General features: G+C 69.6%; 33 protein-coding genes. 14 read left to right on the top strand and 19 right to left on the bottom strand.

Annotated elements, in window-relative coordinates:
* Position 1 precedes the first annotated feature (1 nt).
* The 5 genes from AB0230_RS07125 (at position 2) to AB0230_RS07145 (ending at position 3,562) form a co-directional block, all read left to right on the top strand.
* Positions 2-298 (top strand): hypothetical protein, encoded by a 297-nt coding sequence (locus tag AB0230_RS07125; RefSeq protein ID WP_366374847.1) that lies wholly within the window; start codon positions 2-4, stop codon positions 296-298.
* A gap of 45 nt (positions 299-343) precedes the next feature.
* Positions 344-652 (top strand): hypothetical protein, encoded by a 309-nt coding sequence (locus tag AB0230_RS07130; protein WP_366374849.1) that lies wholly within the window; start codon positions 344-346, stop codon positions 650-652.
* Between the two features lie 110 nt (positions 653-762).
* Positions 763-1,227: a hypothetical protein gene (locus AB0230_RS07135; protein WP_366374851.1), complete on the top strand. Its 465-nt coding sequence runs from the start codon at positions 763-765 to the stop codon at positions 1,225-1,227.
* The gene (locus AB0230_RS07140; RefSeq protein WP_366374853.1) at positions 1,227-2,657 is read left to right on the top strand and encodes a hypothetical protein; all 1,431 of its coding nucleotides are present in this window, start codon (positions 1,227-1,229) and stop codon (positions 2,655-2,657) included. The genes AB0230_RS07135 and AB0230_RS07140 overlap by 1 nt, the downstream gene beginning before the upstream one ends.
* The gene (locus tag AB0230_RS07145) at positions 2,654-3,562 is read left to right on the top strand and encodes a hypothetical protein (protein ID WP_366374855.1); all 909 of its coding nucleotides are present in this window, start codon (positions 2,654-2,656) and stop codon (positions 3,560-3,562) included. The genes AB0230_RS07140 and AB0230_RS07145 overlap by 4 nt, the downstream gene beginning before the upstream one ends.
* Before the next feature lie 70 nt (positions 3,563-3,632).
* Here the strand turns inward: AB0230_RS07145 and AB0230_RS07150 are convergent, their stop codons facing one another.
* On the bottom strand, positions 3,633-3,821 hold the full coding sequence (locus tag AB0230_RS07150; RefSeq protein ID WP_366374857.1) for a hypothetical protein: 189 nt from the start codon (positions 3,819-3,821) through the stop codon (positions 3,633-3,635).
* 62 nt (positions 3,822-3,883) lie between these two features.
* Between AB0230_RS07150 and AB0230_RS07155 the strand changes: the two genes are divergently transcribed.
* Together AB0230_RS07155 and AB0230_RS07160 are read left to right on the top strand one after the other, a co-directional pair.
* Positions 3,884-4,438 (top strand): hypothetical protein, encoded by a 555-nt coding sequence (locus AB0230_RS07155; protein WP_366374859.1) that lies wholly within the window; start codon positions 3,884-3,886, stop codon positions 4,436-4,438.
* Between the two features lie 81 nt (positions 4,439-4,519).
* On the top strand, positions 4,520-4,840 hold the full coding sequence (locus AB0230_RS07160) for a hypothetical protein (protein WP_366374861.1): 321 nt from the start codon (positions 4,520-4,522) through the stop codon (positions 4,838-4,840).
* A gap of 71 nt (positions 4,841-4,911) precedes the next feature.
* On the opposite strand, the gene AB0230_RS07165 is transcribed toward AB0230_RS07160, so the two are convergent.
* The 6 genes from AB0230_RS07165 to AB0230_RS07190 all read right to left on the bottom strand — a co-directional run bounded on the left by AB0230_RS07165 (position 4,912) and on the right by AB0230_RS07190 (position 8,351).
* Positions 4,912-5,301, bottom strand: coding sequence for a hypothetical protein (locus AB0230_RS07165; RefSeq protein ID WP_366374863.1), 390 nt, complete (start codon positions 5,299-5,301; stop codon positions 4,912-4,914).
* Positions 5,301-5,744 carry a hypothetical protein gene (locus tag AB0230_RS07170; protein ID WP_366374865.1) on the bottom strand — a complete coding sequence of 148 codons (444 nt, stop codon included), beginning with the start codon at positions 5,742-5,744 and terminating at the stop codon, positions 5,301-5,303. The genes AB0230_RS07165 and AB0230_RS07170 overlap by 1 nt, the downstream gene beginning before the upstream one ends.
* Complete coding sequence (locus AB0230_RS07175) at positions 5,741-5,887, bottom strand: hypothetical protein (RefSeq protein WP_366374867.1); 147 nt, start codon at positions 5,885-5,887, stop codon at positions 5,741-5,743. The genes AB0230_RS07170 and AB0230_RS07175 overlap by 4 nt, the downstream gene beginning before the upstream one ends.
* 334 nt (positions 5,888-6,221) lie before the next feature.
* Positions 6,222-6,503: a hypothetical protein gene (locus AB0230_RS07180; protein ID WP_366374869.1), complete on the bottom strand. Its 282-nt coding sequence runs from the start codon at positions 6,501-6,503 to the stop codon at positions 6,222-6,224.
* Between the two features lie 465 nt (positions 6,504-6,968).
* Positions 6,969-7,343, bottom strand: a complete 375-nt coding sequence (locus tag AB0230_RS07185; RefSeq protein ID WP_315994785.1) for a hypothetical protein — start codon at positions 7,341-7,343, stop codon at positions 6,969-6,971.
* 54 nt (positions 7,344-7,397) lie between these two features.
* Entirely contained in the window at positions 7,398-8,351 is a 954-nt protein-coding gene (locus AB0230_RS07190) for a thioredoxin domain-containing protein (protein WP_315994786.1), read from the bottom strand.
* Between the two features lie 213 nt (positions 8,352-8,564).
* Between AB0230_RS07190 and ugpC the strand changes: the two genes are divergently transcribed.
* Both ugpC and AB0230_RS07200 read left to right on the top strand, forming a co-directional pair.
* A complete protein-coding gene (gene ugpC / locus AB0230_RS07195) occupies positions 8,565-9,668 on the top strand; it encodes a sn-glycerol-3-phosphate ABC transporter ATP-binding protein UgpC (protein WP_366374871.1) in 1,104 nt (367 codons plus the stop codon).
* A gap of 81 nt (positions 9,669-9,749) precedes the next feature.
* Entirely contained in the window at positions 9,750-11,072 is a 1,323-nt protein-coding gene (locus AB0230_RS07200) for a DUF4032 domain-containing protein (RefSeq protein WP_366374873.1), read from the top strand.
* Positions 11,073-11,259: 187 nt separating this feature from the next.
* Here AB0230_RS07200 and AB0230_RS07205 read toward each other — a convergent pair whose 3' ends face one another.
* Genes AB0230_RS07205 through cysS form a run of 3 tightly spaced genes read right to left on the bottom strand, consistent with a single transcriptional unit; the run spans position 11,260 to position 14,306 of the window.
* Positions 11,260-11,901 carry an NAD(P)H-binding protein gene (locus AB0230_RS07205; RefSeq protein ID WP_315994788.1) on the bottom strand — a complete coding sequence of 214 codons (642 nt, stop codon included), beginning with the start codon at positions 11,899-11,901 and terminating at the stop codon, positions 11,260-11,262.
* A gap of 19 nt (positions 11,902-11,920) precedes the next feature.
* Complete coding sequence (rlmB, locus tag AB0230_RS07210) at positions 11,921-12,919, bottom strand: 23S rRNA (guanosine(2251)-2'-O)-methyltransferase RlmB (protein WP_363578478.1); 999 nt, start codon at positions 12,917-12,919, stop codon at positions 11,921-11,923.
* Positions 12,912-14,306, bottom strand: coding sequence for a cysteine--tRNA ligase (gene cysS / locus AB0230_RS07215; RefSeq protein ID WP_363389867.1), 1,395 nt, complete (start codon positions 14,304-14,306; stop codon positions 12,912-12,914). Before cysS ends, rlmB begins: the two co-directional genes overlap by 8 nt.
* A gap of 68 nt (positions 14,307-14,374) precedes the next feature.
* Between cysS and AB0230_RS07220 the strand changes: the two genes are divergently transcribed.
* Positions 14,375-14,836, top strand: a complete 462-nt coding sequence (locus AB0230_RS07220) for a GNAT family N-acetyltransferase (protein WP_363389870.1) — start codon at positions 14,375-14,377, stop codon at positions 14,834-14,836.
* 9 nt (positions 14,837-14,845) lie between these two features.
* Here the strand turns inward: AB0230_RS07220 and ispD are convergent, their stop codons facing one another.
* Both ispD and AB0230_RS07230 read right to left on the bottom strand, forming a co-directional pair.
* Positions 14,846-16,045 (bottom strand): 2-C-methyl-D-erythritol 4-phosphate cytidylyltransferase, encoded by a 1,200-nt coding sequence (ispD, locus tag AB0230_RS07225; protein WP_366374876.1) that lies wholly within the window; start codon positions 16,043-16,045, stop codon positions 14,846-14,848.
* Positions 16,046-16,134: 89 nt separating this feature from the next.
* Complete coding sequence (locus tag AB0230_RS07230) at positions 16,135-16,617, bottom strand: CarD family transcriptional regulator (protein WP_013585821.1); 483 nt, start codon at positions 16,615-16,617, stop codon at positions 16,135-16,137.
* Between the two features lie 172 nt (positions 16,618-16,789).
* Between AB0230_RS07230 and AB0230_RS07235 the strand changes: the two genes are divergently transcribed.
* Positions 16,790-17,353 carry a DNA modification methylase gene (locus AB0230_RS07235; protein WP_315994793.1) on the top strand — a complete coding sequence of 188 codons (564 nt, stop codon included), beginning with the start codon at positions 16,790-16,792 and terminating at the stop codon, positions 17,351-17,353.
* 67 nt (positions 17,354-17,420) lie between these two features.
* Here the strand turns inward: AB0230_RS07235 and AB0230_RS07240 are convergent, their stop codons facing one another.
* Both AB0230_RS07240 and AB0230_RS07245 read right to left on the bottom strand, forming a co-directional pair.
* Positions 17,421-18,104 (bottom strand): response regulator transcription factor, encoded by a 684-nt coding sequence (locus tag AB0230_RS07240; protein WP_315994794.1) that lies wholly within the window; start codon positions 18,102-18,104, stop codon positions 17,421-17,423.
* Positions 18,101-19,315 (bottom strand): ATP-binding protein, encoded by a 1,215-nt coding sequence (locus AB0230_RS07245; protein ID WP_315994795.1) that lies wholly within the window; start codon positions 19,313-19,315, stop codon positions 18,101-18,103. The genes AB0230_RS07240 and AB0230_RS07245 overlap by 4 nt, the downstream gene beginning before the upstream one ends.
* Positions 19,316-19,487: 172 nt before the next feature.
* Here AB0230_RS07245 and phoU point away from each other — a divergent pair, with 172 nt between their 5' ends.
* A complete protein-coding gene (gene phoU / locus AB0230_RS07250; protein ID WP_315994796.1) occupies positions 19,488-20,171 on the top strand; it encodes a phosphate signaling complex protein PhoU in 684 nt (227 codons plus the stop codon).
* A gap of 57 nt (positions 20,172-20,228) precedes the next feature.
* On the opposite strand, the gene AB0230_RS07255 is transcribed toward phoU, so the two are convergent.
* A complete protein-coding gene (locus tag AB0230_RS07255) occupies positions 20,229-20,975 on the bottom strand; it encodes a phosphoglyceromutase (protein ID WP_315994797.1) in 747 nt (248 codons plus the stop codon).
* 60 nt (positions 20,976-21,035) lie between these two features.
* Between AB0230_RS07255 and AB0230_RS07260 the strand changes: the two genes are divergently transcribed.
* Positions 21,036-21,824, top strand: coding sequence for a class I SAM-dependent methyltransferase (locus AB0230_RS07260; protein WP_366374880.1), 789 nt, complete (start codon positions 21,036-21,038; stop codon positions 21,822-21,824).
* 85 nt (positions 21,825-21,909) lie between these two features.
* On the opposite strand, the gene AB0230_RS07265 is transcribed toward AB0230_RS07260, so the two are convergent.
* The 4 genes from AB0230_RS07265 to AB0230_RS07280 form a co-directional block, all read right to left on the bottom strand.
* Positions 21,910-23,019, bottom strand: coding sequence for an FUSC family protein (locus AB0230_RS07265; protein WP_363578472.1), 1,110 nt, complete (start codon positions 23,017-23,019; stop codon positions 21,910-21,912).
* Entirely contained in the window at positions 23,016-24,104 is a 1,089-nt protein-coding gene (locus AB0230_RS07270; RefSeq protein WP_315994800.1) for a folate-binding protein, read from the bottom strand. Before AB0230_RS07270 ends, AB0230_RS07265 begins: the two co-directional genes overlap by 4 nt.
* 1 nt (position 24,105) lies before the next feature.
* Positions 24,106-24,705, bottom strand: a complete 600-nt coding sequence (locus tag AB0230_RS07275; RefSeq protein WP_366374882.1) for an FABP family protein — start codon at positions 24,703-24,705, stop codon at positions 24,106-24,108.
* A gap of 131 nt (positions 24,706-24,836) precedes the next feature.
* Positions 24,837-25,127, bottom strand: a complete 291-nt coding sequence (locus AB0230_RS07280) for a hypothetical protein (RefSeq protein WP_366374884.1) — start codon at positions 25,125-25,127, stop codon at positions 24,837-24,839.
* 117 nt (positions 25,128-25,244) lie between these two features.
* On the opposite strand from AB0230_RS07280, the gene AB0230_RS07285 reads away from it, so the two are divergent.
* Positions 25,245-25,937, top strand: a complete 693-nt coding sequence (locus AB0230_RS07285) for a response regulator transcription factor (RefSeq protein ID WP_315994803.1) — start codon at positions 25,245-25,247, stop codon at positions 25,935-25,937.
* Positions 25,938-25,962: the final 25 nt, after the last annotated feature.

Below are 25,962 nucleotides of genomic sequence, written 5' to 3' on the forward strand. Positions count from 1 at the left end.
CGTGGACCCCGCCGCTCAGGAGCTCACCCGCGCGGTGCTCCTCGTTCTGGGTGGCGTCCTCGGCACCGAGATCTTCAAGTCGATTCGCGACGGCATCACCGGGTCCATGAAGCGACGACGCGCCGAGGTCGACCGCATCGCGCGCGAGAAGGCCGGCCGCGAGGACGAGATGCACGACCTCGAGACGTGGACCCGCATCGTCACCGAGCACGCGCACGCAGTGCGCGTCATCGCCATTCAGGCCGGTCTCCCCATTCCCGATTTCCCCTCACGACCACCCGAGCACACCAAGACCTGATCTCCCGGACCGACCGGAGACCGACAGTCCAGAAAGGACACCACCGTGACATCACTCATCCCCGCCGACGCGCAGCTCGCCGCCAAGCGCGGCTTCGTGCGCACCACCTCGCAGGCGTACGGCACCGCCCTCGCCGGCGGCATCAGCACCACCGTCATCCTCGGCGTCGTCACCGGCGAGGTGCAGCCCGTCCCGCTGCTCGTCACGGTCGGTGTCGTCCTCGTGTCGCCGCTCATCGCGGGCGCGGCATCGTTCTTCTCGATCCTGTCGCGCGGCATCCCCGCCGACTACGAACCGGAGATCTCCGACGCCGGCCTCCCCGTCACGACCGAGGGCGAGCGATCCGCCGGATGACACCCGAGGCGGCGGTTCGAGCGTTCGGGCCGCCGCCTCATCACCCGGTTATCACCCCCTCATCACCCTGCCGCCTTCACCCCATCGGGTGAGGGCTGAAAGGAACCGTTATGCCCCTGGTGACCGGTAGCGTCCGCACCTGGCAGCTACAGCCACTTCCCCCGAACGAACGCCTCCTCGTGCGTTTCGTGCCCTCCGCCGCTACCTCCGCCGGCACAACCGTTCTCCCGCTGCGCGAAGAAGCCGTCGAACCCCCACCCGACGGGTCCATCAGCGTGAACCTCGCGCAGACCACGAACACCCGGAACGACGTGTTCTTTCGCGTCGTGCTCGAGTGGTTCGTGCGCGACCGCCTCAACGAGAAATGGGTCACCCAAGGCCGTTCCGAGCTTCCGGGTGAACTGCGTGTCCCGGCCGCCGGCGGCGACCTCGCCGAGCTGCTCTCCATCAAACCGCGCCCCGGATCCACCCTCTACGGTCTGGGCGCTCCCCCCAGCTCGCTCCGCGGCGTGCAGTACGTCGACATCACCGGACCGAAGCTCCGCTTCTACGCGCCGAAAGGAACCCGCGTCTAATGGTCGACGATCTCACCCTGCCCGAGCTTGAGCTCGTTGGAGAATTCGAAGCAGCCAGCGACGATACGCTCAACTTCATCCTGCGAACCATCGGCACGCAGAGCCGGCAGGCGGTCATCGACCTCATCACACCCGCACTCGCCGCCAACCCCGACGTAACGCAGGCGGGCGCGGTCGCCGCGGCAACGGCAGTCGCTGACGCGCTTTTCAAATCCGACGTCATCACCGGGCCGGACCGCCGCATCCCGCAGATCCTCCGCGCGGCGGGATGGGTGCACGGCATCGTCGACCCCGACACCCTCGCCGTGCTGCAGGGCATCGACGAGGGCGGCAAGACGAAGCTGTGGCTGCGAGAAGACTCGCTCACCGACTACGGAACAATCGGCGATCGAATGGCGCGGGTCGTCCGAAACGACGAATGGCTCTGGGCGATCGCGGACCCGGCGACGCAGGCGGTCTTCCTCGGCGTTCGACGCACAGGTCACGTCTACGCCTTCGGCCTCGACGGGTCCACCGCGCAGTCGGGCGCCGTCGTCCCCGCGGAGCGCGGATCGGTCGCGGTCGGCGACAGCCTCACGTACAGCGACGGGACTAACTTCCCGGAGACCGTCGAGCCGGGACTGACGAATCAGCCGGGCGCCCGCCTGGCGATGTTCGGCCAGTCATCGCAGCATCAGGCACTGCTACTCGGCACCCTCGACGCGCAGCTCACCTTCGCCAGCAACCAGCTCCCCGCAAACGGGCCCGCTGCTGTCACCCTTATGGGGCCGACGAACCGGGACTGGTCCTCGAGCAGCGGGGGCGCCGACTGGATCTTCCCCGGCACCATCGTCACCGCCGACCACACCGTGGTCCGCGGGCAGCTCGCGATCAAGCAGAACGGCGCCGGGATCGAGTTCCGCTACCCGCCACTCACCGCGGCGAAGACCGTCCGTGCGGGCGTCGCGTTCGTCTCCGACTACCGGGACGTCATGACGCGCCGTACGCACGACATCTGGCTCGGACGCAACAACGCGTCCCGCGGGTACATGGACTACCTGCACGCCGACATCGACTCGATCATCGCCCGAATCGAGTCGACGGAGAAGCGGTTCATCGTCTACGGCATCACCGGCCGCACAGACGAAGGCCTCTCCGCCACCGGGACCGCAGCGATCAGCCGCGCGCGATGGGTTGCGGGGAACGCGTCGAGCCTCGCCAAGTGGGGGTCGGTGGCTGCCGGAGGCAACTACTTCGACATGCACGGGTGGATGCGTGACAGTCTCCTCGGCGTCCTCGGCATCACCCCCACGTCGACTGACCTGGCCGACATCGCCGACGACCGGATCCCGTCCCGGTTCTACATCGACACCACGCATTTCACCCCCGAGGCGTACACCGCCATCGGGCAGAAGCGTGCACAGCTCAAGATCGCGAAAGGTTGGACATGAGCCGCATCCAGTACACGGAGCCCGGGGCCGCGTCGATCGCACCCTCCGACCTGGCCCAGATGGAGAAGCTCTCCATCCCCGGGTTCCAGGGCCTCACCGTCCCGCTCAGTCGTGCGTACGCGCTGCGCCCCATGTCACAGACGTATACGGGGGCGCTCGTTCGCGTGCGACGCGCAAGCGACAACACCGAGCTCGACTGCTTCAGCGTCGCCCAGGCGACGTCGTTCGTCGGCTCCGGGTCGGGGTACGTGAGCATCTGGTACGACCAGTCCGGAAACAACCGGCACATCCAGCAGACGACGCTCGCCGCACAGCCCGCGATCGTCGCGAACGGCGTCCTCGTCACCACGAACGGGAAGCCCGCGGTGCAGTTCGACTCGACCGACGACTTCCTCTCGGGCGCATCGGTGGGGGCGTACGCGGCCGGCGGAGCGGGTCAGTTCGCCGTCCTCGAGACCGTGTCGGGCACGGCGCTGGGACGCGCTCTCTGGCACGAGGGCATTCTCTCCGCGACCACCCGTTACGCGCTCGCGCACATCGTCACCGGGCGCACCCTGTCGCAGTTCGTGAAGAACACGGAGAACGCCACCCTCGCCGCGGCGGGCTCGACAGCGGAGGCGCCCGCCCTGGCGTCGGGTCAGACGGTCGGAGTTACCGTGATCGACGACGGCTCCACCATCCGCAAGCGAGTAAACCGCACGCTCCTCGCAGACGTGGCCTACACCCGCAGCGGGACGATGAACGTGAACACGTTCTACGTCAACGGGCAGTCGAACGGCACCGCCGTCAACCAGGCGGCCGGGATGATCCTCGCCGAGCTGTACGAGATCCGCGGAACCGTCACCACCGCGAACCGTGACGTCATCGAATCGAACCTCCGCGCGCGCTTTCCCGCGCTCGGTTGACCCACAGACGCAAACACCCCTGGCGTCCCTCTTCGGAGGCGACGCCAGGGGCGTTTCGTGCGTTCAGGGATCAACGGATCGCGAAATAGTCCGCCTCGCATTCGCGCTCCCACTCGGCGGCGCAGCGGGGGTTGCAGAAGCGCTGTTCCGCTGTCGGCATCAGGGCTGAGCAATGCCGGCACCGCAGCCGATACAGCTCGACACGCAGTCGTACTCCGCTGACGGCGGCGCGCAGCAATTGCTTCAAGGCGGAGGCCATAGCGCCGAGACTAACGCAGTGGCCGCGCAGCGTCAGGTCGGTCCCGGGGATACTCTTTCGTCGTGACTGAACCCACCGTCGTCGATTGGCTCACTCTCGCTGCGGCAGGCGTAGCAGTGTTGATGTCGGGGGCGTCAGTCTGGGCGTCTCTTCACCTCGGTAGGGCGACGCGCCAACACGCGGATCGCTCCTGGCAAAGGGAGCAGCGGCGGCAAGCTATCGAGTCCTTCGTTACGGCGTTCATGGAGATGCTCAGCTTCCTCACCTCCGACGTCCCCAAGGCCGCCACGGAGGGGAACGTGACCGAAGAGGTACGCGCGGAGTTCCGATCCCGGCAGCAACGGGTGCAATCCGCCTACACCGCGCTCACGCTCTGGGCATCACAGGCTTCGCTTGCGCTGGCCGAGCCTGCCGTTCGTTGGATGGACACGGGCATTGAGGCATTCCCGTCCGTGGGCGGGCCCTTCGAGAGCGATGGACCCGCCGAGATATTTGTCCGCAGTGTTCAGACTGGGCAGAGCTTATTTGCCCCGGCGCTCTCGGCACTCCGCGTCGAGCTCGGGAACGATCCAATCGACCTTCACGCGGAACTCACCGTCAACACCTACGGCAAATAGACGAAGCGCCCCCGGCGTCCCTCTTCGGAGGTGACGCCGGGGGCTTCTCTGTGTTCTTGCTCGCGCGAGACAATGCCGAGCATGAACCGCTACATGCTGATAGGTGGACCGCTTCGGGGCCACGCCGTTGACGAACTACCCGATGGGTACGAGGTGTCCGAAGCGTCCGATCGTATCGGGGTCTGGACGCAAGATCGTGAAAACTTCGACGAGATGGGCGCCATCATCGCGCTCATGACTTCGGCGCAAGCACGCCTCGATGCTCAGTCCACCGGTGAAGTTCTGGACGGCGTACCCGTCTTAGCCGATGGAGAAGAAACTCGGCAAGCGATCAAGGACATGCGCGAGGCCAACGCGCGCCAGGAGGTGCTGCTGCGTCGGATGGCACCCGACCTGTTCTGACGCGACAAAGCGCCCCCGTCTTCACGCAAAAGTGATGATGGGGGCACTTTATCGCGGGGTCAAAGGTAGAGCTAGAAGGCGTACGCCATGTCGCGTAGCTCGGTGCTGGCATCCGCCATGTTGATGTTGAGAGTCGCCGCGCCTGGGTGCATCCGAAGGTAGGCGACATACATGGCCATTGAGGTGTTGTCGTGCGCCCGCTGCACCTCGGCGTCATGCGTGCGATCGGGGCCGAACGAGAATCCGATCAACGCGATCTGGTCGGGCATGGCCACGAAGATGTTGGCCGCTCCATCGAACTCCTCGTGGACGTGACGAGCGATGTCGATTAGACGGTCGTCCGGGAGGGCAACCACGATTGGCAGGGAGCCGTCTGCGCCACGCACCGGCAAGGTCTCATAGGTGGATCGGCGTGCGATGGTCTTCATGACCCGACGCGTCGCGATACTGCGTTCGCTCATCACGATCCTCCTTCGCACATGTGGTCGTGGCGCGATTGCACACGGTCGTAACCGTTGTCGAAGCATTCTTGCACGTCGACCTGAGAGTACAAGGGCCTGATGTCTCTGCGGTCGTTGGGCCTCTGGTGGCCAGCGGTGTGCTCGTGGAAGTACCCATGCCCGGTGTCGACGGAGTAGCGCTCGGTCCAGGTCCCGAAGGAGTTTCTCCTGCTCCAGACGATGGCAAAGTACACGAGCGCGTGGTCAACAGTGAGCAGACGTTGGGAGATGCGGCACTTGCACATGAGCGCGACCGGATAGCGCTCCTCCTCGGCATCGAGCGGGTGCTCGTAAAGTGTTGGCTCCGGCGTTGCGGATAGAGCGGCACGATCGCGCTTCGCTTGCTGCCTTCTGTCACTTCGTCGCGCCATGAACATGAGCGAGAGCCTAGGCGAGTCGGTCACCCCGCACGACGCACGGTAACGAGTGCCCACCCGTCGGGCACCTGCGCGTCGAGCGCGGCCCGGTCGGCGGCTTCAATATCGCGCGAACCGTCGTGACGGACGAACGTCCCCACCGCGGTGAGGAGCGTGGTGCCTTTGCCCATCGTGACGGGGGTGTTGCTTCGGCGAGGGAGTGCGCCTCGACCTCGATGGTGCGGGTTTCGACGGGGCGGATGGTCCCGATAAGCACCACGTCAGCCTATGCTCGCGCTGTGGGATTGTTCTCGTGGCGCAAGAAGGAAGCGACGAAGCCTCGCACGTTCTACTACTGGCGCTGCGAGTGCGGTGCCACGTCGCGCGGTGGAGACACGTGGGAGCAGCGTATGCACCAGCTCGCGTGGCAGCATCAGTGGCGGAACGGAGTCAGCCACCCCCTGCCCGAGGTGTACTCGGAGGTAGTCCAGGTTCCATCCGACTCGCCCTGACCGCGGGGCGAGTTCACATTCGTCGCACGGTGACGGCGTTGCGCCAGACGACAGGCTGCCAGTGCCCGCCGTCGCAGGGCACCTCGAGCACGACGACCCGGTCGTTCGCCCCCATCGCCCACGCTTCGACGCGTTCGGCGGCTCGGTTGGGCCACTGCACCCACGCCCACACCGGCCGCTTGGGGTCGAACCATTCGACCGGCCGCGGCCCGTACGCCTGCAGCGGGAGCGTCATCGGATGTACGGACGCCAGCGTGCGCGAGAGCATCTCGTCGCTGACCTTCGTCGAACCCATAGACCGGTCCCTTCCCCGGCCAGGCAACAGACTACGTCGCGGTGCCAACGTATCTCCCCCACACTTGGGGGCATGGATCACAAACAGCGGGCGCTTCACGATGTTGCGCAGATCGTGCGTCAGCAGGGAGTCATCCTTGACGGTCTCACGGCGCAGCAGGCTGCGGAACGTGCGTGGCGACCCGGCGGTCCGTCAATTGAGAGGCTTGTTCAGATTGCCGCGGCGCGCGGGTGCGCGCTCGGATGAGAGCGACCCCGCACTTACCCCGCACATTCGAACGAATCCAAATCAATTTGCGGGAACTCTGTACGTTCACCTTTCCGCCGATCATGAAGCGAAAAGCATCGAATCGAATGATCACGAATGCCGAGCGGGGGTTTTACAAGTACGGTGCGCTACCAATTGCGCCAAGCCGGCGTGAGGCGCTCAGCGCCTCGGCGATCGAGTCTACGACGCGCGACGACCTCAGTCGTGCCGCCCGCTCTGGCGATCCCACTCCAGCGATTTGAACTGCAGGAAGGAGCAGAGATTGCCGGCGATGACCAATTCGGCGGCGAGGCTCGCCATGTCGTGGGGGCTGAGCGTGAGGTCATCGGGGCGCGCGGTGAGCGTCGCCTCCCACAGGGGGTCGTCGTAGCCGCGCGGCTGCATGTAGATCGACGCCTTGGTGTTGCGGAGGTTCATGACCACCAGCCCGGTGTCCTGACCGTCGGCATCTTCCTGGTCGACGACCTTGATGGTGCCGGCCACGGCGTGACCCTGAGTGAGGAACTCTTCGACCCACACCGTCAACTGACCACGGGACCGCCGCGGCGGGGAGTCCTCGATCTCGTCGTCCATGTCACCAGAATCTCATACGTCGGGTATGTCGCACGTGCTGCGTCGAGCGGCCGATCAACCCGCGGGAGTCGCCGAGGGGGTGGGCGTCGGAGTGGCCGTGGAGTAGTACGCGTTGCTGTCGACGGTGAGCACGAACTGCGCGAACTCCTTCGCGTCATCCATGTTCCCGACATACTCCGTGCCGTTCACGAGCACCGTCGGAGTCGCGGTGAGCGCGTGACCGTCGGTACCCGGCAGGCCCTTGATGGCGCGGTCGGTCGCCGCCTTCGCCCACGAGGTGTACGTCTCGTCCTCGATGCAGTCGCGCACGGTCGCCACGTCGCTGACGCCGGCGCCCTGGGCCATGTCGGCGAGCTGCTGGTCGCTGTAGCCGTCGGAGTCCACCGCGGGCTGGTTGGTCAACAGCTCGTGGTTGTAGGCGAAGAAACGGTCCGAGGCGTGGGTCGCGACGCACGCCGCCGCACCCGCGGCCCGCAGGCTGTACTTCGTGCCGTTGGATTTCGAGGTCAGCATGGCGACCGGGTAGTAGGTGAGGGTCGCCGCGCCGTCGTCGACCCACTTCGACAGCTGGGTCGCATTGGCCGCCTGGAACTCGTGCGCCTCGGTCGACATGTAGTCGACGTACACGCGGATGTCGACCGGAGCGGCCGTTCCGGTCGGTTCCGGAGTCGCGGCGGGCGAGGGGGCGGCATCCGTCGACATCGTCGCGGCGCTGCCGTCGACGGTCTGATCGGCGAGGGGGTCGGCGACGCCCGTCGCGGAGGTCACCACGAAACCGTCGTCGGTCGCCGTGTCGGGCAGGGCCTGCGAGCGCGCCTCGCGCGAGTTCAGCGCGGCGGAGACCCCGACCGCACCCACGGCGATGACCGCGACGGCCCCGACGCCCAGCAGCGATCGACGCGCGATCCGCCAGCGCGTCTGCTTCGCCTTGACCTGCTGCGCCTTCTCACGCACCGCCTCGCGACGGTCGCGTTCGGCGGGAACGTTCGGGGACTGGTCGTGGGACATGAAACCTTCCGGGCATAAACGTCTGCCGCATGAAATCGGGGGGAACGCGCGGGTGGAGCGAACGATCAACGATGCTAACGAGGCTGGCTGAGAAATGACCAGACACGTGCGATACTGACCCTGCGTCCACTGTCGGGCGCACGGGGTCGCCCCCGTTCATTCCATTCACTACGGATCGTCCGGCACGTACCTGCCGGTGAAGGAGAAGAAAACATGGCGTCCGTCACCTTCGACAACGCAACCCGTCTGTACCCGGGCGGAACCCGCCCCGCCGTCGACAAGTTGAACCTCGACGTCGCAGACGGCGAATTCCTCGTCCTCGTCGGCCCCTCGGGCTGCGGTAAGTCCACCTCCCTGCGCATGCTCGCGGGTCTCGAGGAGGTCAACTCGGGTCGCATCCTCATCGGCGACCGCGACGTCACCGACGTGCCCCCGAAGGACCGCGACATCGCGATGGTCTTCCAGAACTACGCGCTGTACCCCCACATGACCGTCGCCGAGAACATGGGCTTCGCGCTCAAGATCGCCGGCGTCGGCAAGGAGGAGCGCGCTGCGCGCGTCCTCGAGGCCGCCAAGCTCCTCGACCTCGAGCAGTACCTCACCCGCAAGCCCAAGGCCCTCTCGGGTGGTCAGCGTCAGCGTGTCGCCATGGGCCGCGCGATCGTGCGCCAGCCCCAGGTCTTCCTGATGGACGAGCCGCTGTCGAACCTCGACGCCAAGCTCCGCGTCCAGACGCGCACCCAGATCGCCTCGCTCCAGCGTCGCCTCGGCGTCACCACGGTCTACGTCACCCACGACCAGACCGAGGCCCTCACCATGGGCGACCGCATCGCGGTCCTCAAGGACGGCCTGCTCCAGCAGGTCGGCACGCCGCGCGACCTGTACGAGACCCCGAAGAACGTCTTCGTGGCCGGCTTCATCGGCTCGCCCGCGATGAACCTCTTCACCGCCGACCTGGCCGAGGGTGGCGTGCGCTTCGGCGACCTCGTCGTCCCCGTCGACGCCGACACCATCGGCAAGGCCCACGGCTCCGAGGTCACCATCGGTGTGCGCCCCGAGGACATCCAGGTCGCCCCCGCCGACGGCCGCGGCCTCTCGGTCGTCGTCGACCTCGTCGAGGAGCTCGGCGCCGACGGCTACCTCTACGGCCACACCGACATCAACGGCAAGCGCACCGACCTGGTCGCGCGCGTCGACGGTCGTCGTCACCCCAACGCGGGCGAGACGGTCGTGCTGGCCCCGGTTCCCGGACACGTCCACGTGTTCGACCTCGAGTCGGGCGAGCGCCTGACCGACCGGGCCATCGCCTCCGCCTGACCCTCGCACCGACGCGGCGCGTCCTCGATTCCCGACCTCGTCGGGTCGGGGGCGCGCCGCACCGTTTTCCCGGAGGTACCCGTGTCCGAATCGCTCAGCATCACGGCCAGCACCGTCGACCCGGGCCTTCTTCAGCTGCCGTGGTCGACCGGCCTCGCCGATTGGCCGAGCAGCCACATCGTCGCGCTGCCGAAGGGCATCTCGCGTCACCTGGTGCGCTTCGCGAACCTCTCCGGTCGCGTCGTGGCCATCAAGGAGACGACCGAGGAGATGGCCCGTCGCGAGTACGACATGCTCGGCAACCTCGACCGCCTCGACGCCCCGTGCGTCGATCGCGTCGCGGTGATCGCGGGCCGCACCGACGCCTCGGGGCGCCCCCTGCCCGCGGCCCTGGTCACCGCGCACCTCAAGTTCTCGCTCCCCTATCGCGCGCTCTTCACGCAGGTCCTGCGCCCTCACACCGCGACGCGCCTGGTCGACGCCCTGGCCGTCCTCCTCGTGCGGCTGCACAACGTGGGCTTCTACTGGGGCGACGTGTCGCTGTCGAACACCCTGTTCCGGCGCGACGCGGGCGAGTTCGCCGCCTACCTCGTCGACGCCGAGACCGGCGAACTCCACGGCAACCGCCTGAGCCCGGGTCAGCGGGCGCACGACCTCGACATCGCCCGCACCAACATCGCCGGCGAGATCATGGACCTCGAAGCCGGCGGGCGCCTGGAGGGCGGGGTGGACGCCATCGCCATCGCCGACGGTCTGGTCGCCTCGTATCACTCGCTGTGGGGCGCCCTCACCGACAAGGAGACCTTCGCCGTCGACGAGTCGTGGCGCATCACCGAGCGCGTGCACCGCCTGAACGCCCTGGGCTTCGACATCGGCGAGATGTCGATCCGCACCGCCAGCGACGGCACGCAGGTGTCGATCCAGCCGAAAGTCGTGGATGCCGGGCACCACCAACGCCGTCTCCTGCGGCTCACGGGTCTCGATGTCGAGGAGAACCAGGCCCGTCGCCTGCTCAACGACCTCGACGAGTTCCGCGCGCGCGTCTCGCGCCTCGGCGCCGACGAGGAGATGGTCGCCCACGAGTGGCTGACGCGCGTCTTCGAGCCGATCGTCATGGCGATCCCCTGGGACCTGCGCGCCAAGCTCGAGCCCGCCGAGGTGTTCCATCAGGTGCTGGAGCACCGCTGGTACATGTCGCAGGCGCGGGGCCGCTCCGTTCCCCTCGCCGAGGTCGTCAGCTCCTACATCGACGACGTCCTGCGCCACCGCCGCGACGAGGCGACCGTCATGGGCCCGCCCACCGACACCATGTCGCTTCCGACGGTGTCCGACGCCGACGCTCCGGCGACGGGCGAGGTCCCGACCACTGACACCGACCTCGTCGACTGGCGCGACCTGGTCTGAGACGCGGCGGTGTCGCAGGCGTCCCCCGCCGCCGAGGGCACGCGACCGCGTCGAGGTCACAGGGGTCGGCGTGTCACCTCCTCACGGTCACGTGATCCCGCGGGTGGGTCGACACGCTGGCGGAACGACCGAGGCCGTGGCATCCGGAATCAGGATTCGGATGCCACGGCCTCGGTGTCCAGCGGGTTCAGTACCCGACGGTGAAGCGCTCCCGCGAGTGCGCGGGGTTCTCGATCTCGTCGAGCACGGCCACCGCGAAGTCGGCCCCGCCGATGAAGGAGTCGCCCTCGTCGTCGACGACGAGCACGTCGCCGCCGTCGCGGTAGGAGCCGGTGCGCTCCCCCGGCGCCCACGAGCCGAAGCCGCCGGCCGGGTGCACGTAGAACCAGTCGCGCCCGGTGTCGTCGGCCTGCAGGTCCTCGAGGATGCCGATGGCTTCACGGGCCTCGGGCTTGTACTCCTCGGCGAAGCCCTCGGTGTCGATCAGGCGCGGGCCGCCCTCGGCGACCAACGATCCACCGGCACCGCCGACCACGCCCACGCGGACGTTCTCGGGCAGAGCCGTGACGAGTTCGGCGATGGCGGGGCGGAGCTTGCCCTCCATGTCGCCGCGGGGGGCGGCGGCCGACACGACCACGTCGACGCCCTCGAGCTGAGCGACGAGTCCGGGGACGTCGAGAACGGTGCCCTCGAGGTAGGTGGCCCCCTCGACGCGCTCGGCGGGGACCGAGCGGGCGATGGAGACGACGGTGTGACCGCGGCGGACGGCCTCGGTCACGATGTGGCTGCCGGCGTAGCCGGTGCCTCCGATGACGGCGATGCGGGGCATGAGCGTTCCTCTCGACGGGTCAGACGGTGCCGCGCAGCGTCGACACCTGGTACAGGGCGACGGATGCGGCGATACCGGCGTTCAGCGATTCGGTGGCGGCGGAGATGGGGATGGAGACGACCTGGTCGCACGTCTCGGTGACCAGGCGCGACAGGCCCTTGCCCTCCGAGCCGACGACGATCACGACGGGACGGTCGGCGAGTTCGAGGGCGGGCAGCGACACGTCGCCGTCGCCGTCGAGGCCGAGGACGAAGACGCCCTGCTTCTTGAACTCCTTCAGCGTCGCCGTGAGGTTCGCGGCGAGGGCGACCGGGATGCGGGCGGCGGCTCCCGCGCTCGTCTTCCACGCGGCGGAGTTGACGCTCGCCGATCGACGCTGCGGGATGATCAGTCCCTGACCGCCGAACGCGCCCGTCGAGCGGATGATCGCGCCGAGGTTGCGGGGGTCGGTCACTCCGTCGAGGGCCACGAGCAGCGGCACCTCGCCGCGGTCGATGATCTTCTCGAGCAGATCCTGCGGGTGCGCGTACGCGTACGGCGGCACCTTCAGAGCGACGCCCTGGTGCACGCCGTCGAAGCCGGCCATGCGGTCGAGCTCGGGTCGGGTGACCTCGAGCACGGGGATGCCGCGGTTGGTGGCGATCGACAGCATCTCCTTGACGCGGTCGTCCATCTCGACGCGCTGGGCGATGTACATCGCCGTCGCGGGGATCTTCGCCCGCAGCGCCTCGAGCACCGAGTTGCGGCCGGTGACCGTCTCGGTGTCGTCGGCGGCCTTGGGGCTCTTGCGGTTGGGGTTCCCGCCCACCGCGCGCACGCCGGGGCGCCCCTTTCCGCCCGCTGCGGCGTAACGCTCTTCGGCGGCCTTGCGCTTGCCGGCGGGGTGCCAGGCGCGGTCCTCGGCCTTCGGGGTCGGGCCGCGTCCCTCGAGCGCCTTGCGGGAGTGCCCGCCGGTGCCCTTGAGAGGGCCCTTCTTCTTGCCGGGGTTGCGTGCTCCCGGGCGTCCTGGCTTAGGCATCGATACTCCAATTGGTTCCGGCCGGAGTGTCCTCCAGCGTGATTCCGGCGGCGGCGACGGCATCGCGGATGCGGTCGGCGGCTGCCCAGTCCTTGTCGGCGCGAGCGCGGGCGCGCTGCGCGATCATCTCGTTCACGAGAGCGTCGAGGGTCGTGTCGACCGCCCCCGTCGCCCCGGTCGGCTCCTCGGCATCCAGCCCCAGGATGCCGAGCATCGCCACCACCGCGCGGTGAGCGGCGACGGCGGTCTCGAGGTCTCCCCCGTCGATGGCCGCATTGCCGGCGCGCACGGTCTCATGCAGGGTCGCGATCGCCTGCGGTACCCCGAGGTCGTCGTCCATCGCCGCCGCGAAGTCCGTCGGCACCTCGCCGGGCACGACGACCAGCGGGTCGGCTGCGGCGGCACGCAGAACGCGCTGGCGGAAGGTCGAGATCCGCTCCAGCGCGCTCGCCGCTTCAGAGAACGCCTTGTCCGACACGTCGAGGCTCGAGCGGTAGTGCGCCGCCGCGAGGGCGTACCGCACGACCCGGGGGTCGTGCGTGGCGAGCACGTCGGCGGCCAGGGTGAAGTTGCCGAGCGACTTCGACATCTTCTGCCCGTCGACGGTGACCAGGCCGTTGTGCACCCAGTACCGCGCGAAGGCGTCGCCCGCGGCGCTCGACTGGGCGATCTCGTTCTCGTGGTGCGGGAAGCGCAGGTCGAGGCCCCCGCCGTGGATGTCGAACTCGGGCCCGAGATAGCGGCGCGACATGGCCGAGCACTCGATGTGCCACCCGGGCCGTCCCGCACCCCACGGCGACGACCAGGTCGCCGAGGCGGGCTCGCCGCGCTTCGCGCCCTTCCACAGCGCGAAATCGTGCGGGTCGCGCTTACCCCGGGGATCCGCGTCGGCGGCGGGTTCCATGGCATCCAGGCTCTGCCGCGTCAGCTCGCCGTACGCGGGCCACGAGCGCACATCGAAGTAGACGTCTCCTGAGGCGGCGTAGGCGTGCCCGCGCTCGATGAGCTCGGCGATGAGCTCCTGCATCTGCGTCACCGAGGCGGTCGCCCGCGGCTCGTACGTCGGGGGCAGGATGCCGACGGCGGCATAGGCCCGCGTGAACTCGAGCTCCATGCGGTACGCGAGCGCCCACCACGGCTCCTCGTCCGTGGCATTGGCGAGCACCTTGTCATCGATGTCGGTGACGTTGCGAACGAAGGTGACGCGCCCGAAACGGTGCTCGAGCCAGCGGCGGAGAAGGTCGAACGCGAGGGCGGCGCGGACATGGCCGATGTGCGGACCGGACTGCACGGTCGGACCGCAGACGTAGAGGGTGACGTTCGAGGGGTCGAGAGGGACGAACTCGCGCAGAGCCTGCGCTTTCGTGTCATACAGCCGAACGGTCACCCTCCCAGCCTACCGGCCGCCCCTCCGCGCGACCCGTGCGTGAAACACGACCCGGCTAGGGTGCCGGAGTGCCTCTGCTCATCCGCCCCGACGACCTCTCCTCCGATGCCACGCGCGCCCTGGCGGCCGCGCACCTCGCGGGGATGCATGAGAACACCCCCGCCGAGAGCGTGCACGCCCTCGACCTCGACGGCCTCACCGCCGACGGCATCACGGTGTGGTCGGCGTGGGTCGACGACGAGCTCGCCGGGATCGGCGCGTGCAAAGACCTCGGCGACGACCGGGCGGAGCTGAAGTCGATGCGCGTGGTCGACGCCTTCCTCGGGCAGGGCATCGGTCGTGCGATCCTGCGACACATCGTCGAGGACGCCGACGAGCGCGGTATCCGCAGCCTCTGGCTCGAGACGGGCAGTACCGACGACTTCCTCCCGGCGCGCCGGCTGTATGCCAGCGAAGGGTTCGAGGAGTGCCCGGCGTTCCCGCCCTACGTCCCCGACCCGCTGTCGACGTTCATGACGCGACGGCTCTGACGCGCGCGCTCAGGCGGGGACCACGAGCGCCGTCGCGAAGGCGGCCACACCTTCGCTGCGCCCGGTGAAGCCGAGACCGTCGGTGGTCGTCGCGCTGACGGAGACCGGGGCGCCCACCGCGGCGGAGAGGATCCGCTCCGCCTCGACGCGTCGCGCCGCGAACCGCGGCCGGTTCGCCTGCACCTGCACCGAGACGTTGCCCACCCGCCACCCTGCGGCGGAGAGCAGCCCGACGGTGTGCGAGAGGAAGGCATCGGCGTGGGCGCCGGCGAACTCGGGCCGGTCCGTCCCGAAGTGCGTTCCGATGTCGCCGAGCCCCGCGGCGGCGAGCAGGGCATCGACGATCGCGTGCGCGACCGCGTCCCCGTCGGAGTGCCCCGACAGGGCCACCTCGCCGGGCCACTCGAGTCCCGCGAGCCACAACGCGCCCTCCCCGCCGAACGCGTGGACGTCGGTGCCGATACCCACCCGGGGTCCCCGCGGTGCCGGAGTCGCCGCGGCGACGGGCGACAGTCGTTCGGAAAGGAGCGCCCGTGCGCGGTCGAGATCGGGGGCCGTCGTGATCTTGAACGCCACCGCGTCCCCCTCCACCGTCGCGACCGAGTGACCGGCGGATGCCACGGCGGCGGCATCATCGGTGTGATCCGCGTCCGCGTCCCGCAGCGCAGCCTCGAGCACGTCACGACGGAAGCCCTGCGGAGTCTGCGCCGCGGCCAGCTCGGAACGATCGACCGCAGCGACCACGCGGCCGTCGGCGTCGACGCGTTTGATGGTGTCGACCACCGGCACGGTCGGGATGACGGCGACGGATCCCGCGTCGATCGCGGCCACGACCCGGTCGAACACCGCGGGCGGCGTGAGCGCGCGGGCCGCGTCGTGGACGAGGACGGTCTCCACATCGGCCCACAGCGCGGCCAGCCCGGCGGAAACGGACTCCTGGCGCGTCTCGCCGCCCGTCACGATCGTGACGAGGTCGGCGCGTCCCCCGGCGGCGTCGCGCGCATCGGTGAGGGCTTCGCCCTCGAACCCCCGAGGGACGACGACGACCACCTGCGCCGGCTCGGCCGCGAACACGCCGACGAGACAGTGGTGCAGGATGCTGCGCTCGTCGAGGCCGACGAAGGCCTTGGGCGCTCCGCCCTTCAGGCGGGTGCCGGAACCGGCGGCGACGACGATGACCGCGAGACGCGGAACCGGAGTGAGAGTCACCCGTTCACGCTAGCGCGGCCGTGCGCGCGCAGCGGCCGCGACGACCATCGACGCGCGCCCGGGCAGGACGCGCGCCGATGTCGATGTCGTCAGGACGCGAGGACCTCGTCGAGCACGACGCTCGCACGGTCTTCGTCGGTCTTCTCGGCCAGAGCGAGCTCGGACACGAGGATCTGGCGCGCCTTGGCGAGCATGCGCTTCTCGCCGGCGGACAGGCCGCGGTCCTGGTCGCGGCGCCACAGGTCGCGCACGACCTCGCTGACCTTGATCACGTCGCCCGACGCGAGCTTCTCGAGGTTCGCCTTGTAGCGACGCGACCAGTTGGTCGGCTCCTCGGTGAAGGGCGCGCGCAGCACGTCGAAGACGCGGTCGAGACCTTCCTTGCCGATCACGTCACGGACGCCGACGAGGTCGACGTTGTCGGCAGGGACCTCGATGACGAGGTCTCCCTGGGTGACGTTGAGCTTCAGGTACTTCTTCGTCTCGCCCTTGATAACGCGTTCTTTGACCTCGATGATCGTGGCCGCGCCATGGTGCGGGTAAACGACGGTCTCGCCAACCTCAAAAAGCATGGAGTTATGTCCTTTCGGCAACATCCAGGATACCACAGGCCCGCATGCGCTAAGGTTCCGCCCACCGTCGCACCCCTCAGCCCTCTGCGCGCGCGAGGCCGAAGCGGGACCGGGGCGCCGCCGTGGACCGCGTAGGATGATTCCGATGTCGTCTGCCGTTCTTGGAGGATCCGTGAAAACGCGCCTGATCGCGTCCATCGCCGTGGGTGCCGCTGTCGTGCTGGGCACGACGGGGTGCAACCTCATCGCACCGCAGGCGACCACCATCGACTATTCCGCCTCCGACGGCGTGAACGTCCCGGCCGCCGCCGGTCCTCTGCACGTGCGCAACGCGCTCATCGTCGCCGACGAAGAGGGCACGACCGGCAACCTCGTCGCGGCCATCGTCAACGACACCACCGACTCGCTCACGCTGCGCGTCGAGGTCGGCGAAGGATCCTCGGCCGTGAAGTCGACCGTGATCGTGCCGGCCAACCGCACCGTCAGCCTGGGCGACCTCACGAGCGACACCGAGCCGCTCCGTCTCGACGGCATCGACGCGATGCCCGGCACCACGGTCCCCGTCTACTTCCAGTCCGGCGACGGCGAAGGCTCGCTCATGCAGGTGCCCGTGCTCGACGGCGCCCTCGAGTACCTCTCCCCCCTCGCCCCGACGCCGACGCCGTCCTTCTCGGTCACGCCGATCCCGGTCATGCCGACCGTGACGCCGTCGCCCTCCGCGACCCCCGCGTCCTGACGCGGACGACGAAGGCGCCGACGGTTCTCCGTCGGCGCCTTCGTCGTTCGCGGGGGCGGATCGAGCGTCAGGCCTCGAAGCGGTAACCGAGACCGCGCACCGTGACGAGCATGCTGGGCTCGCTGGGGTTCTGCTCGATACGCGAGCGGATGCGCTTGATGTGCACGTCGAGCGTCTTGGTGTCGCCGAAGTAGTCGGTCCCCCAGACGCGGTCGATGAGCTGACCGCGCGTGAGCACGCGTCCGGCGTTGCGCATGAGCACCTCCAGGAGCTCGAACTCCTTGAGGGGGATGCTGATCTCGCTCCCGTCCACCGCGACCGTGTGACGGTCGATGTCGAGCACCACCCGTCCGCCCGAGAGCACACGGTCGTCGAGATCGGCGTCATCGGGGGTGCGGCGGCGCAGCACGGCCCGCATCCGCGCGAGGAGCTCGCGCGTGGAGTAGGGCTTCGTGACGTAGTCGTCGGCGCCGAGCTCCAACCCCACCACGATGTCGACCTCGGAGTCCTTCGCGGTCAGCATGATGATCGGCACCTGAGAGGTCAGGCGCAACTGCCGGCACACCTCCGTCCCCGGCATCCCGGGGAGCATGAGGTCGAGCAGCAGGATGTCCGCTCCGCGCTCGCGGAAGGCCGCCAGGGCGAGCGCGCCGTCTTCGGCGATCTCGACCTCGTATCCTTCGCGGCGCAGCAGGTAGGCCAGCGGGTCGGCGAGGTCGGGCTCGTCCTCGACGATCAGAACGCGGGTCATGCGGTGTCTCCCTTCACGGGTGAGGCGATCGCTGCGGTGGCCTTTCGACCCTTGCGACGCGGTTTGGAACGGACGCTGTCGAGATCGGGGGTCTCCGACAGCGGAAGGCGGATGGTGAACGTCGACCCGCGGGAGGGCCGGGACCACAGGCGCACCTCGCCGCCGTGCCGCTGCACCGCGTGCTTCACGATGGACAGGCCGAGACCCGTTCCCCCGGTGCGTCGCGAGCGGGCCTGGTCGGCGCGGTAGAAGCGTTCGAACACCCGGTGCTGGTCGCTCTCGGGGATGCCGATCCCCCGGTCGGTGACGGCGATCTCCACGACGCCGTCGTCGAGCTTGACCCCGACGCCCACCTTCGAGCCCTCCGGTGAGTACGCGATCGCGTTCGCGACGAGATTGCCGAGCGCCTCGGTGAGGATCTGCGGTTCCCCGCGCACCCACAACCCCTTCGTGCCGCCGCGCACCACGGTCACCTGCGCGGCGTCGGCCTGCACCGTGTAGGCCTCGACCGCGGCGGTCACCACTTCGTCGATCGAGACGTCGCGCACGTCGCGCAGCTCGTCGGCCGCCTGCAGGCGCGACAGGCTCAGGATGCGATTGACCAGCGCGCTCAACCGGGTCACCTCGGCCTGCAGACGCGTGGAGAAGTGCCGCACCTGTGCGGGATCGTCTGCGGCGGACTCGATGGCCTCAGCGAGCAGGCTCACCGCACCGACGGGCGTCTTCAACTCGTGGCTGGTGTTGGCGACGAAGTCTCGCCGCATCTCCTCGACGCGCTCGCGCTCGGTGATGTCGCGCAGCACCAGCAGCGTCAGGCGTCCCGAGATGGGGGTGGCGCGCACCGCGACCAGCCGGGGTTCGGCGGGGGCGGCACCTCGGCGCAGACGCAGGTTCTCGGCGATGCCGGCGCCTGTGTCGCGGGCCACGCGGGCGACGCGCTTGAGCTCGTCGCTGGCGATCACCTCGCCCACCTGGACGCCGAACACCTCGGCCGCCGGCGAGAGCGCCAGCACCGTCGAGGAGGTGTCGCAGACGAAGGCGGGGTCGTCCATCGCATCCAGCATGGCCTCCACGCCCTCCGGAACCTCGGTCGAGGTCTGAGCCAGAGTGCGGTTCCGGGCGCGGATGGCTCCGGCGATGAGGCCGACCACCGCGGCCCCGATCAGCAGGCCTGCCAGGAGCGCGAGCAGCGAGAGCTGCGGTTGTTCCATATCCACAGCGTAAAGGGGTGGATGCGACGTCACCCGCCGTTCACCCCCGCCCGGGCCCGGGCAGCGGCTACTATTCACTGTCACAGCACCACTCGTTAACCTTCGCTGGGAAGAATCCCCGAGGGTTGCGGGACACCCATGTGCCGTGCCGCCGACGAGGAAGGTACCCGCGATGCGCGAAGTATTCCACCAGTCCCTCGAGGACGTCCAGAGCCGCCTGGTCGAGATCGCCGACCTCGTGACGGTCGCCATCGACCGCGCCACGCGCGCCTTCGGAACGAGCGACGTCGCCCTCGCCGAGGAAGTCATCGAGGCCGACGCGATCATCGATGAGAAGGCCGTCGAGCTCGACGAGCTGGCCATCGAGATCCTCGCCCGCCAGCAGCCCGTCGCCCGCGATCTGCGCATCGTCGTCACCGCCCTACGAGTGAGTGCGTCGCTCGAACGCATGGGCGACATGGCCGAACACATCGCTCAGCTCGCCCGCTCGCGCTTCCCCGAGCGCGCCATCCCCAAGGGACTGCGCACGACGTTCACGCGCATGGGCGAGCTCGACGTCGAGGTGGCGCGCAAACTCGCCGAGCTGCTGCGCACGCAGGACCTCCGCATCGCCGAGTCCATCCGCGACACCGACGACGACATCGACGAGCTGCACATCAGCGTGTTCGAGAAGGTCCTCGGCGAGTCCTGGAAGGGCGAGGCCACCGCCACGGTCGACGCCACCCTCGCCAGCCGCTACCACGAGCGCTTCGCCGACCACGCGGTGTCCGTCGCGAAGAAGGTCGTCTACCTGGCCACGGGCGACTGGGCCGGTGCCGACGAGGAGGCCGAGCACGAGCCCAGCCCGGTCATCTGACCGCGTACACGACGAAGGGGTGGATGCCATGGCATCCACCCCTTCGTCGTGTCGGCGTCAGTGCTTGTTGCCCTGCGCGGCGACGGCGGCCGCGCCGGCGGCGGCGGCCTCGGGGTCGAGGTACTCACCCGGGCCGAGGGGCTTCAGGTCGTCGTCGAGGCGGTACACGAGCGGGATACCGGTGGGGATGTTGAGCTCGGCGATGTCGGCGTCGCTGATGCCCTCGAGATGCTTCACGAGGCCGCGCAGCGAGTTGCCGTGCGCCGTCACGAGCACGGTCTTGCCCGCCTGCAGGTCGGGCACGATGTCGGAGTGCCAGTAGGGCAGCATGCGGTCGATGACGATGGCGAGCGACTCCGTGTCGGGCACCTCGCCGTCGATGCCCACGTAGCGCGGGTCGCCGACCTGGCTGTACTGGTCGTCGGCGGGCAGCGGCGGCGGCGGAACGTCGAACGACCGGCGCCAGAGCATGAACTGCTCGTTGCCGAACTCTTCGAGGGTCTGCGCCTTGTCCTTGCCCTGCAGGGCGCCGTAGTGGCGCTCGTTGAGGCGCCACGAGCGCTTCACGGGGATCCAGAGGCGATCGGCTGCGTCGAGAGCGATGTTCGCCGTCTGGATCGCACGGCTGAGCACCGAGGTGTGCAGCACGTCGGGCAGCACGCCGGACTCGGCCAGCAGCTCGCCGCCGCGCTTCGCCTCGGCCTTGCCCTGGTCGGTGAGTCGCACGTCGACCCAGCCGGTGAACTGGTTGGTCTTGTTCCACTCGCTCTGCCCGTGGCGGAGGAGGATCAGCGTGTGAGGCATGACTCCATGCTATCGACGCGGGACCCGCGCTCTGCGAGTGGGTGCTGGCATCATGTCCGAGTGACACCCTCTCCCGTCGGACGCCCCACGCGCGGCACCACGGGGACCAATCGCCTGCGGCGCGTCGACCGGTGGATCGCGCGCCACCCCGTGCTCCGGCGCACCGACGACCCCCTCGCCGTCGACCTCGGATTCGGCGCGAGCGCGGTGACGCCCCTCGAACTCCTCGCCCGGCTGACGCGCCAGCGAACGGATGCCACCGTCCTCGGCCTCGAGATCGACCCCGAACGGGTCGCGCGTGCGCGGGAGCAGGCCGCGGGGGTCGCCGGCATCGCGTTCGCGCGGGGCGGCTTCGAGGTCCCCGTGTCGGACGGTCGACGCCCGGCCGTCATCCGGGCGATGAACGTGCTGCGCCAGTACGACGAGGCCGACGTCGCCGATGCGTGGGCACGCATGTGCGGCCGCCTGCAGCCCGACGGCATCCTCGTCGAAGGCACGTGCGACGAGATCGGACGCATCGCCACCTGGGCGGAGGTGGGGGCGGATGCCGTGCCGCGCAGCCTCACGGTGTCGCTGAGCCTGAGCCACCTGGACTCCCCCGCCGTCGCGGCGGAGCGACTGCCGAAGGCGCTCATCCATCGCAACGTCGCCGGAGAGCGCGTGCACGAGTTCGTGGCATCCCTCGATCGGGAATGGACGCGCGCGGCGGTGGTGGCGCCTTTCGGCCCGACCCATCGCTGGCGCACGGCGATGGCCGCCCTCGCCGCCGAGGGCTGGCCGCTGGTCCGGCGCGAGAGATGGCGACTGGGTGAGGTCGGGGTCGCGTGGGAGGCGGTCGCTCCGCGGTGAGTCGCGCGGAGCGCCCGATGGCGGCGGGATCGCCGACGACGACTGCGCCGAATCGCGACGAAGGGAGCCCGCCGGCGGGCAGCCGTCAGATCCGCGGCAGGAGTGCGCGCGCCTCGGCTGAGGGCATCCCCGCCGCGACGAGCAGGTCGACGGCGAGCGGGCGCATCGCGGCGACGAGATTGAGTTCGCCGATGCCGCCGTCGGGCAGGAGCCGCGCGGGGTCGAGGCGGCGGGTGAGGCCGGTGAGCGCCTCCCGCGCCGCGGGCTCCATCGAGATGTCGTCGAGGCCGTCGCGCACGAGGGCGGCCGCTCGAGCGAGCTCGGCGAGGAGGTCGGCGGGCACCGGGCGAGGCTGGCCGTCGGCGCAGAGGTAGGCGGCGCGCCGCGCCACGACGCGCAGGTTGCGCGTCGCGAGGTCGAGCGCCTCCCGCACGCGCTCGTGGCGCTGCAGCTCGGTGCGCTGACGGCGCAGGAACGGTGAGATCCTCGCCACCTCGCGGCCGGACTCCAGCGACCCGCTCCAGGCGTCGACGTAGGTCTGCAGTGAACGCGCCCGCTCCAAACCCCGCTCCGCCCGAGCGCGGTCGCCCTTGCGCAGGGCCCGGACGATCGTGGCCATCGCCGCATCCACGGCGTCGAACAGCTCGTCGGCGTCGCGCAGCTCCGTGCGCCGCAGCGTTCGTGGGATGAGGGCCGTCACCGCCAGCGCCGCGACACCGCCGACCGCCCCGTCCACGAGGCGCAGGAACGGCGCGCCCGAGACGAGCACCAGCGCGATGAGCGACTGCACCACCGCGGCGAGCGCGAACCCCGGCTGCGGAGAGAGGAAACGCGCAACGACGAGTGTGACGGCCATCGCCACCGCGATCTGCCACCACCCGGCGCCCGCCACGAGCAGCACCACCTCGGCGATGAGGATGCCGACGAGCATGCCCAGGACGGTCTCCGCCACTCGCCATGGTCTCGCGTCGCGCACCAGACCGAGGCTCGATACGGTCACGGTGGCGGCAAGCAGGGGCACGGGATGGCCGAGCACGAAGTGCGCGAAGGCGAAAGCGGCCGTCGCGGCGACGACGATCTGCGCGATCGCGGGCACCGACTCGCGTACACGATGCAGCCGGCGCGACAGCGTCGACCGCCAGCGTGAACGAGGGACGACGACCCCGACGGTCGTCGACGACTCGTCGGTGCTCATTCCGTGGCGCGGCGGCGGCCCAGGCGCGGCAGTCGCGGGACCGCGGCGGTCGCTCCGGCATCCGCCGGGACGACCGTCTCGGCGGATGCCGCGAGCGGGCCGTCGGCGGTCATGACGACCAAGGGCACGTCCTCGGGAGCGGTGCGCTTCACGAGGGCGAGGGCGATCGGCCCCTCCTCGTGGTGGACGGCGACCGACGTGATGGTCCCGATCACCGCGTCTCCGGCGCGCACCTCGTCGCCCCGAGCGGGCAGGATGTTGTCGCTGCCGTCGAGCTGCAGGGCGACCACACGGCGCGGCGGATGACCGAGGTTGTGCACCTTGGCCACCGTCTCCTGCCCGCGGTAGCAGCCCTTCGACAGGTGCACGGCCGTGCGCAGCCAGTCCATCTCGTGCGGCAGCAGCCGCTCGTCGGCGTCGACGCCCACGCGCGGGCGCCATGCCGCGACACGCAGCGCCTCGACGGCATCGAGACCGGCCAGCGCGACCTCGCCGCGCACGGCGGCATCCACCAGACGCGCGTACTCCTCGGCATCCAGGATCGCCTCGGACCAGTCGCGCTCGGCACCCGGGTGCGGCTCGACCCGGGCGTAGGCCCACCCGCCGGGAGAGACCTCCGGCCACGGGTCGACCCACACGGGTGCGACCGTCGTCAACGCCGCCACGGCTGCGCGCGTGCCACCCACGACGAACAGGTCGTCGGAGCGATCGCGCACCTCCACGCGCAGGCGGAAGCGCATACGGGTCAACCACGCCGCGAGGGCCTCGGCGTCCGTCGCGTCCACGAGCAGCCACGTGGTCTCGCCGTCGTCGACCACCGCGGCCGCGTGCTCGACACGACCCTGCGGATCGAGGATGAGCAATTCGGTCGAGACGCCGGGAGCGAGGTGAGTCAGGGCCTGCGACGACAGCGAGTCCAGCCAGCTGCGGCGGTCCTCACCACCGACCGAGATGACGCGACGGTCACCGAGCGGGGCGAGGGCCTGCCCGGATGCGAGCTTGCGCTGCTCCGTGACGGGCGAGCCGACGTGGCGGAGACCCCGCTCGTCGGCGACGGCACCGGGGACGTCCGTGAGCGCGCTCACGTCACTCCGCCCGCGCGAGACGGGCCGAGGCGTGCGATCCGAGCTCGCGCCCGAGGGCGGCGATGTCCCACGCCCAGAGCAGGTGGTTGTCGACGAGACCGTAGAGGCGCGTGGCGGCCGTGTAGGGCTTGGCGCCGGCGGTGCGCACGACCGCGTCGGTCGCGAGGTCGATCCGCGGGCCCTTCACCTGCCCGACGTAGAGCTCGAGCACGCCGTCGGCGTGCGCCAGGCTGACCTCGATGTCGAAGCCGCCGTCGGCGTTGCGCAGGGCTTCCACGTCGTCGGCGGAGCGCTCGGCAGCTGCGGCGGTCGCCGGCAGCAGCGCCGGGCCCGCATCGGCGTCGGAAGCGGGGCGCACCAGACGCCAGTACCCGATCTCGGAGACCAGGGGGCGACGTTCGTTTCCGTCGAGCAGCCAGGCGTCGGCCGAGTAGTTGAGGAAGGCGCCTCCGTCGTGGCTGAAGCTCACGCGATGCGCGAACTCACCGGAGAAGGTGCGACCGCCGGCCTCGTAGTCGATGACGCCGGTGCCCTCCCAGACGCCGACGAGCCAAGACAGGGGGACGAGGTCGGCCGGGAGGTCTGTCGGGATCTCGATCACGAGAGCGCTCAGCGCTGGCCGCGATAGAGGTTCCAGATGACCGTTCCCGACACGAAGGCGATCGCCAACGAGGCGAGGCCGAGAAGTCCCACGAAGAACAGTTCGAGCGCGAGGAGGTCCATACGTCGATCTTAGAGGGCGGCGAGCTCGGCCAGCGCGAAACCGACCGTGATGACGCCGAGGACGACGAGTGCGCCGAGGCTGCTGAGCGCCATCCGCTGGATGAACGCCTGCGACCGGCCGTACCAGAGCTGCACGGCGAAGGCGGCGATGATGCAGCCGCCCAGAGCGACGCTGATCCACTGGGCGCGCCATTCCGCCGGGACGAACACCCCGATCGCCACGCCGGCCAGAGCGGCCAGCACCCAGATGGCGACGATCCCGCCGAAGGTGCGCCGCGGAGCGAGGTCGGGAGTGGACATGCCCCCCATCATCGCCCAGGAGGCGTCGTCGGCGCACGCGAAGCGCCGGTGACGGTGCGCCGCGGCGCGTCACCCTAAGATGATCGGGTGCGCGGCAGGCCGCGCGGGGAGGTCCACTTGGCTCAGCTTCTCGTTCTCAGCTCCGCCCCCGGCGGCGGTGCGGCGCTGCCCGCGCTCGAATTGCTGAGCCACCGCGTGCGCCAGATCCCCGCCGAGGCAGCGCAGCTGATCAACGCCCCCAGCGCCGACGTCATCTTCATCGACGCCCGCTTCGACCTTGTCGGCGCGAAGTCGCTGTGCAAGATCATGTCGACCACCGGCGTCGAGGCCCCGCTGGTCCTCATCGTGACGGAGGGCGGGCTCACGGCCGTCTCGACCGACTGGGGCATCGACGACGTCGTGCTCGTGGGTGCCGGCCCGGCAGAGATCGACGCGCGCATCCGCCTCGCCATGGGGCGCCGCACCGTCGACCAGGTCTCCACGCGCATCCAGACCTCCGGCATCACGATCGACGAGTCGTCGTACTCGGCGAAGGTGCACGGCAAGCCGCTCGACCTCACCTACAAGGAGTTCCAGCTCCTGCACTTCTTCGCCACGCACCCCTCCCGCGTCTTCACGCGCGAGCAACTGCTCAGCGAGGTGTGGGGCTACGACTACTTCGGCGGCACCCGCACGGTCGACGTGCACGTGCGACGCCTGCGCGCCAAGCTCGGCGATCTCGAGCAGCTCATCGGCACCGTGCGCAACGTCGGCTACCGCTTCAACGTCTATGAGGACGACGCGCCCGCCACAGCATCCGCCCCGGCCTGAGACGCGCGGAACCGCCCGTTCACTC

The sequence above is a fragment of the Microbacterium sp. NPDC089190 genome, from assembly GCF_040701795.1.
GTDB classification, from domain to species: Bacteria; Actinomycetota; Actinomycetes; order Actinomycetales; family Microbacteriaceae; genus Microbacterium; species Microbacterium galbum.

What these genes read in the sequence shown, in the direction of transcription:
- AB0230_RS07190 (WP_315994786.1), bottom strand. Translation starts at nt 8,351, where the DNA reads ATGTCCCACGACCAGTCCCCGAACGTTCCCGCCGAACGCGACCGTCGC.
- AB0230_RS07165 (WP_366374863.1), bottom strand. Translation starts at nt 5,301, where the DNA reads ATGAGCGAACGCAGTATCGCGACGCGTCGGGTCATGAAGACCATCGCA.
- AB0230_RS07255 (WP_315994797.1), bottom strand. Translation starts at nt 20,975, where the DNA reads ATGCCTCACACGCTGATCCTCCTCCGCCACGGGCAGAGCGAGTGGAAC.
- AB0230_RS07280 (WP_366374884.1), bottom strand. Translation starts at nt 25,127, where the DNA reads ATGTCCACTCCCGACCTCGCTCCGCGGCGCACCTTCGGCGGGATCGTC.
- phoU (WP_315994796.1), top strand. Translation starts at nt 19,488, where the DNA reads ATGCGCGAAGTATTCCACCAGTCCCTCGAGGACGTCCAGAGCCGCCTG.
- AB0230_RS07265 (WP_363578472.1), bottom strand. Translation starts at nt 23,019, where the DNA reads ATGAGCACCGACGAGTCGTCGACGACCGTCGGGGTCGTCGTCCCTCGT.
- AB0230_RS07150 (WP_366374857.1), bottom strand. Translation starts at nt 3,821, where the DNA reads ATGGCCTCCGCCTTGAAGCAATTGCTGCGCGCCGCCGTCAGCGGAGTA.
- AB0230_RS07230 (WP_013585821.1), bottom strand. Translation starts at nt 16,617, where the DNA reads ATGCTTTTTGAGGTTGGCGAGACCGTCGTTTACCCGCACCATGGCGCG.
- AB0230_RS07180 (WP_366374869.1), bottom strand. Translation starts at nt 6,503, where the DNA reads ATGGGTTCGACGAAGGTCAGCGACGAGATGCTCTCGCGCACGCTGGCG.
- AB0230_RS07160 (WP_366374861.1), top strand. Translation starts at nt 4,520, where the DNA reads ATGAACCGCTACATGCTGATAGGTGGACCGCTTCGGGGCCACGCCGTT.
- ugpC (WP_366374871.1), top strand. Translation starts at nt 8,565, where the DNA reads ATGGCGTCCGTCACCTTCGACAACGCAACCCGTCTGTACCCGGGCGGA.
- AB0230_RS07245 (WP_315994795.1), bottom strand. Translation starts at nt 19,315, where the DNA reads ATGGAACAACCGCAGCTCTCGCTGCTCGCGCTCCTGGCAGGCCTGCTG.
- AB0230_RS07205 (WP_315994788.1), bottom strand. Translation starts at nt 11,901, where the DNA reads ATGCCCCGCATCGCCGTCATCGGAGGCACCGGCTACGCCGGCAGCCAC.
- AB0230_RS07240 (WP_315994794.1), bottom strand. Translation starts at nt 18,104, where the DNA reads ATGACCCGCGTTCTGATCGTCGAGGACGAGCCCGACCTCGCCGACCCG.
- AB0230_RS07185 (WP_315994785.1), bottom strand. Translation starts at nt 7,343, where the DNA reads ATGGACGACGAGATCGAGGACTCCCCGCCGCGGCGGTCCCGTGGTCAG.
- rlmB (WP_363578478.1), bottom strand. Translation starts at nt 12,919, where the DNA reads ATGCCTAAGCCAGGACGCCCGGGAGCACGCAACCCCGGCAAGAAGAAG.
- AB0230_RS07175 (WP_366374867.1), bottom strand. Translation starts at nt 5,887, where the DNA reads ATGGGCAAAGGCACCACGCTCCTCACCGCGGTGGGGACGTTCGTCCGT.
- AB0230_RS07145 (WP_366374855.1), top strand. Translation starts at nt 2,654, where the DNA reads ATGAGCCGCATCCAGTACACGGAGCCCGGGGCCGCGTCGATCGCACCC.
- AB0230_RS07140 (WP_366374853.1), top strand. Translation starts at nt 1,227, where the DNA reads ATGGTCGACGATCTCACCCTGCCCGAGCTTGAGCTCGTTGGAGAATTC.
- AB0230_RS07135 (WP_366374851.1), top strand. Translation starts at nt 763, where the DNA reads ATGCCCCTGGTGACCGGTAGCGTCCGCACCTGGCAGCTACAGCCACTT.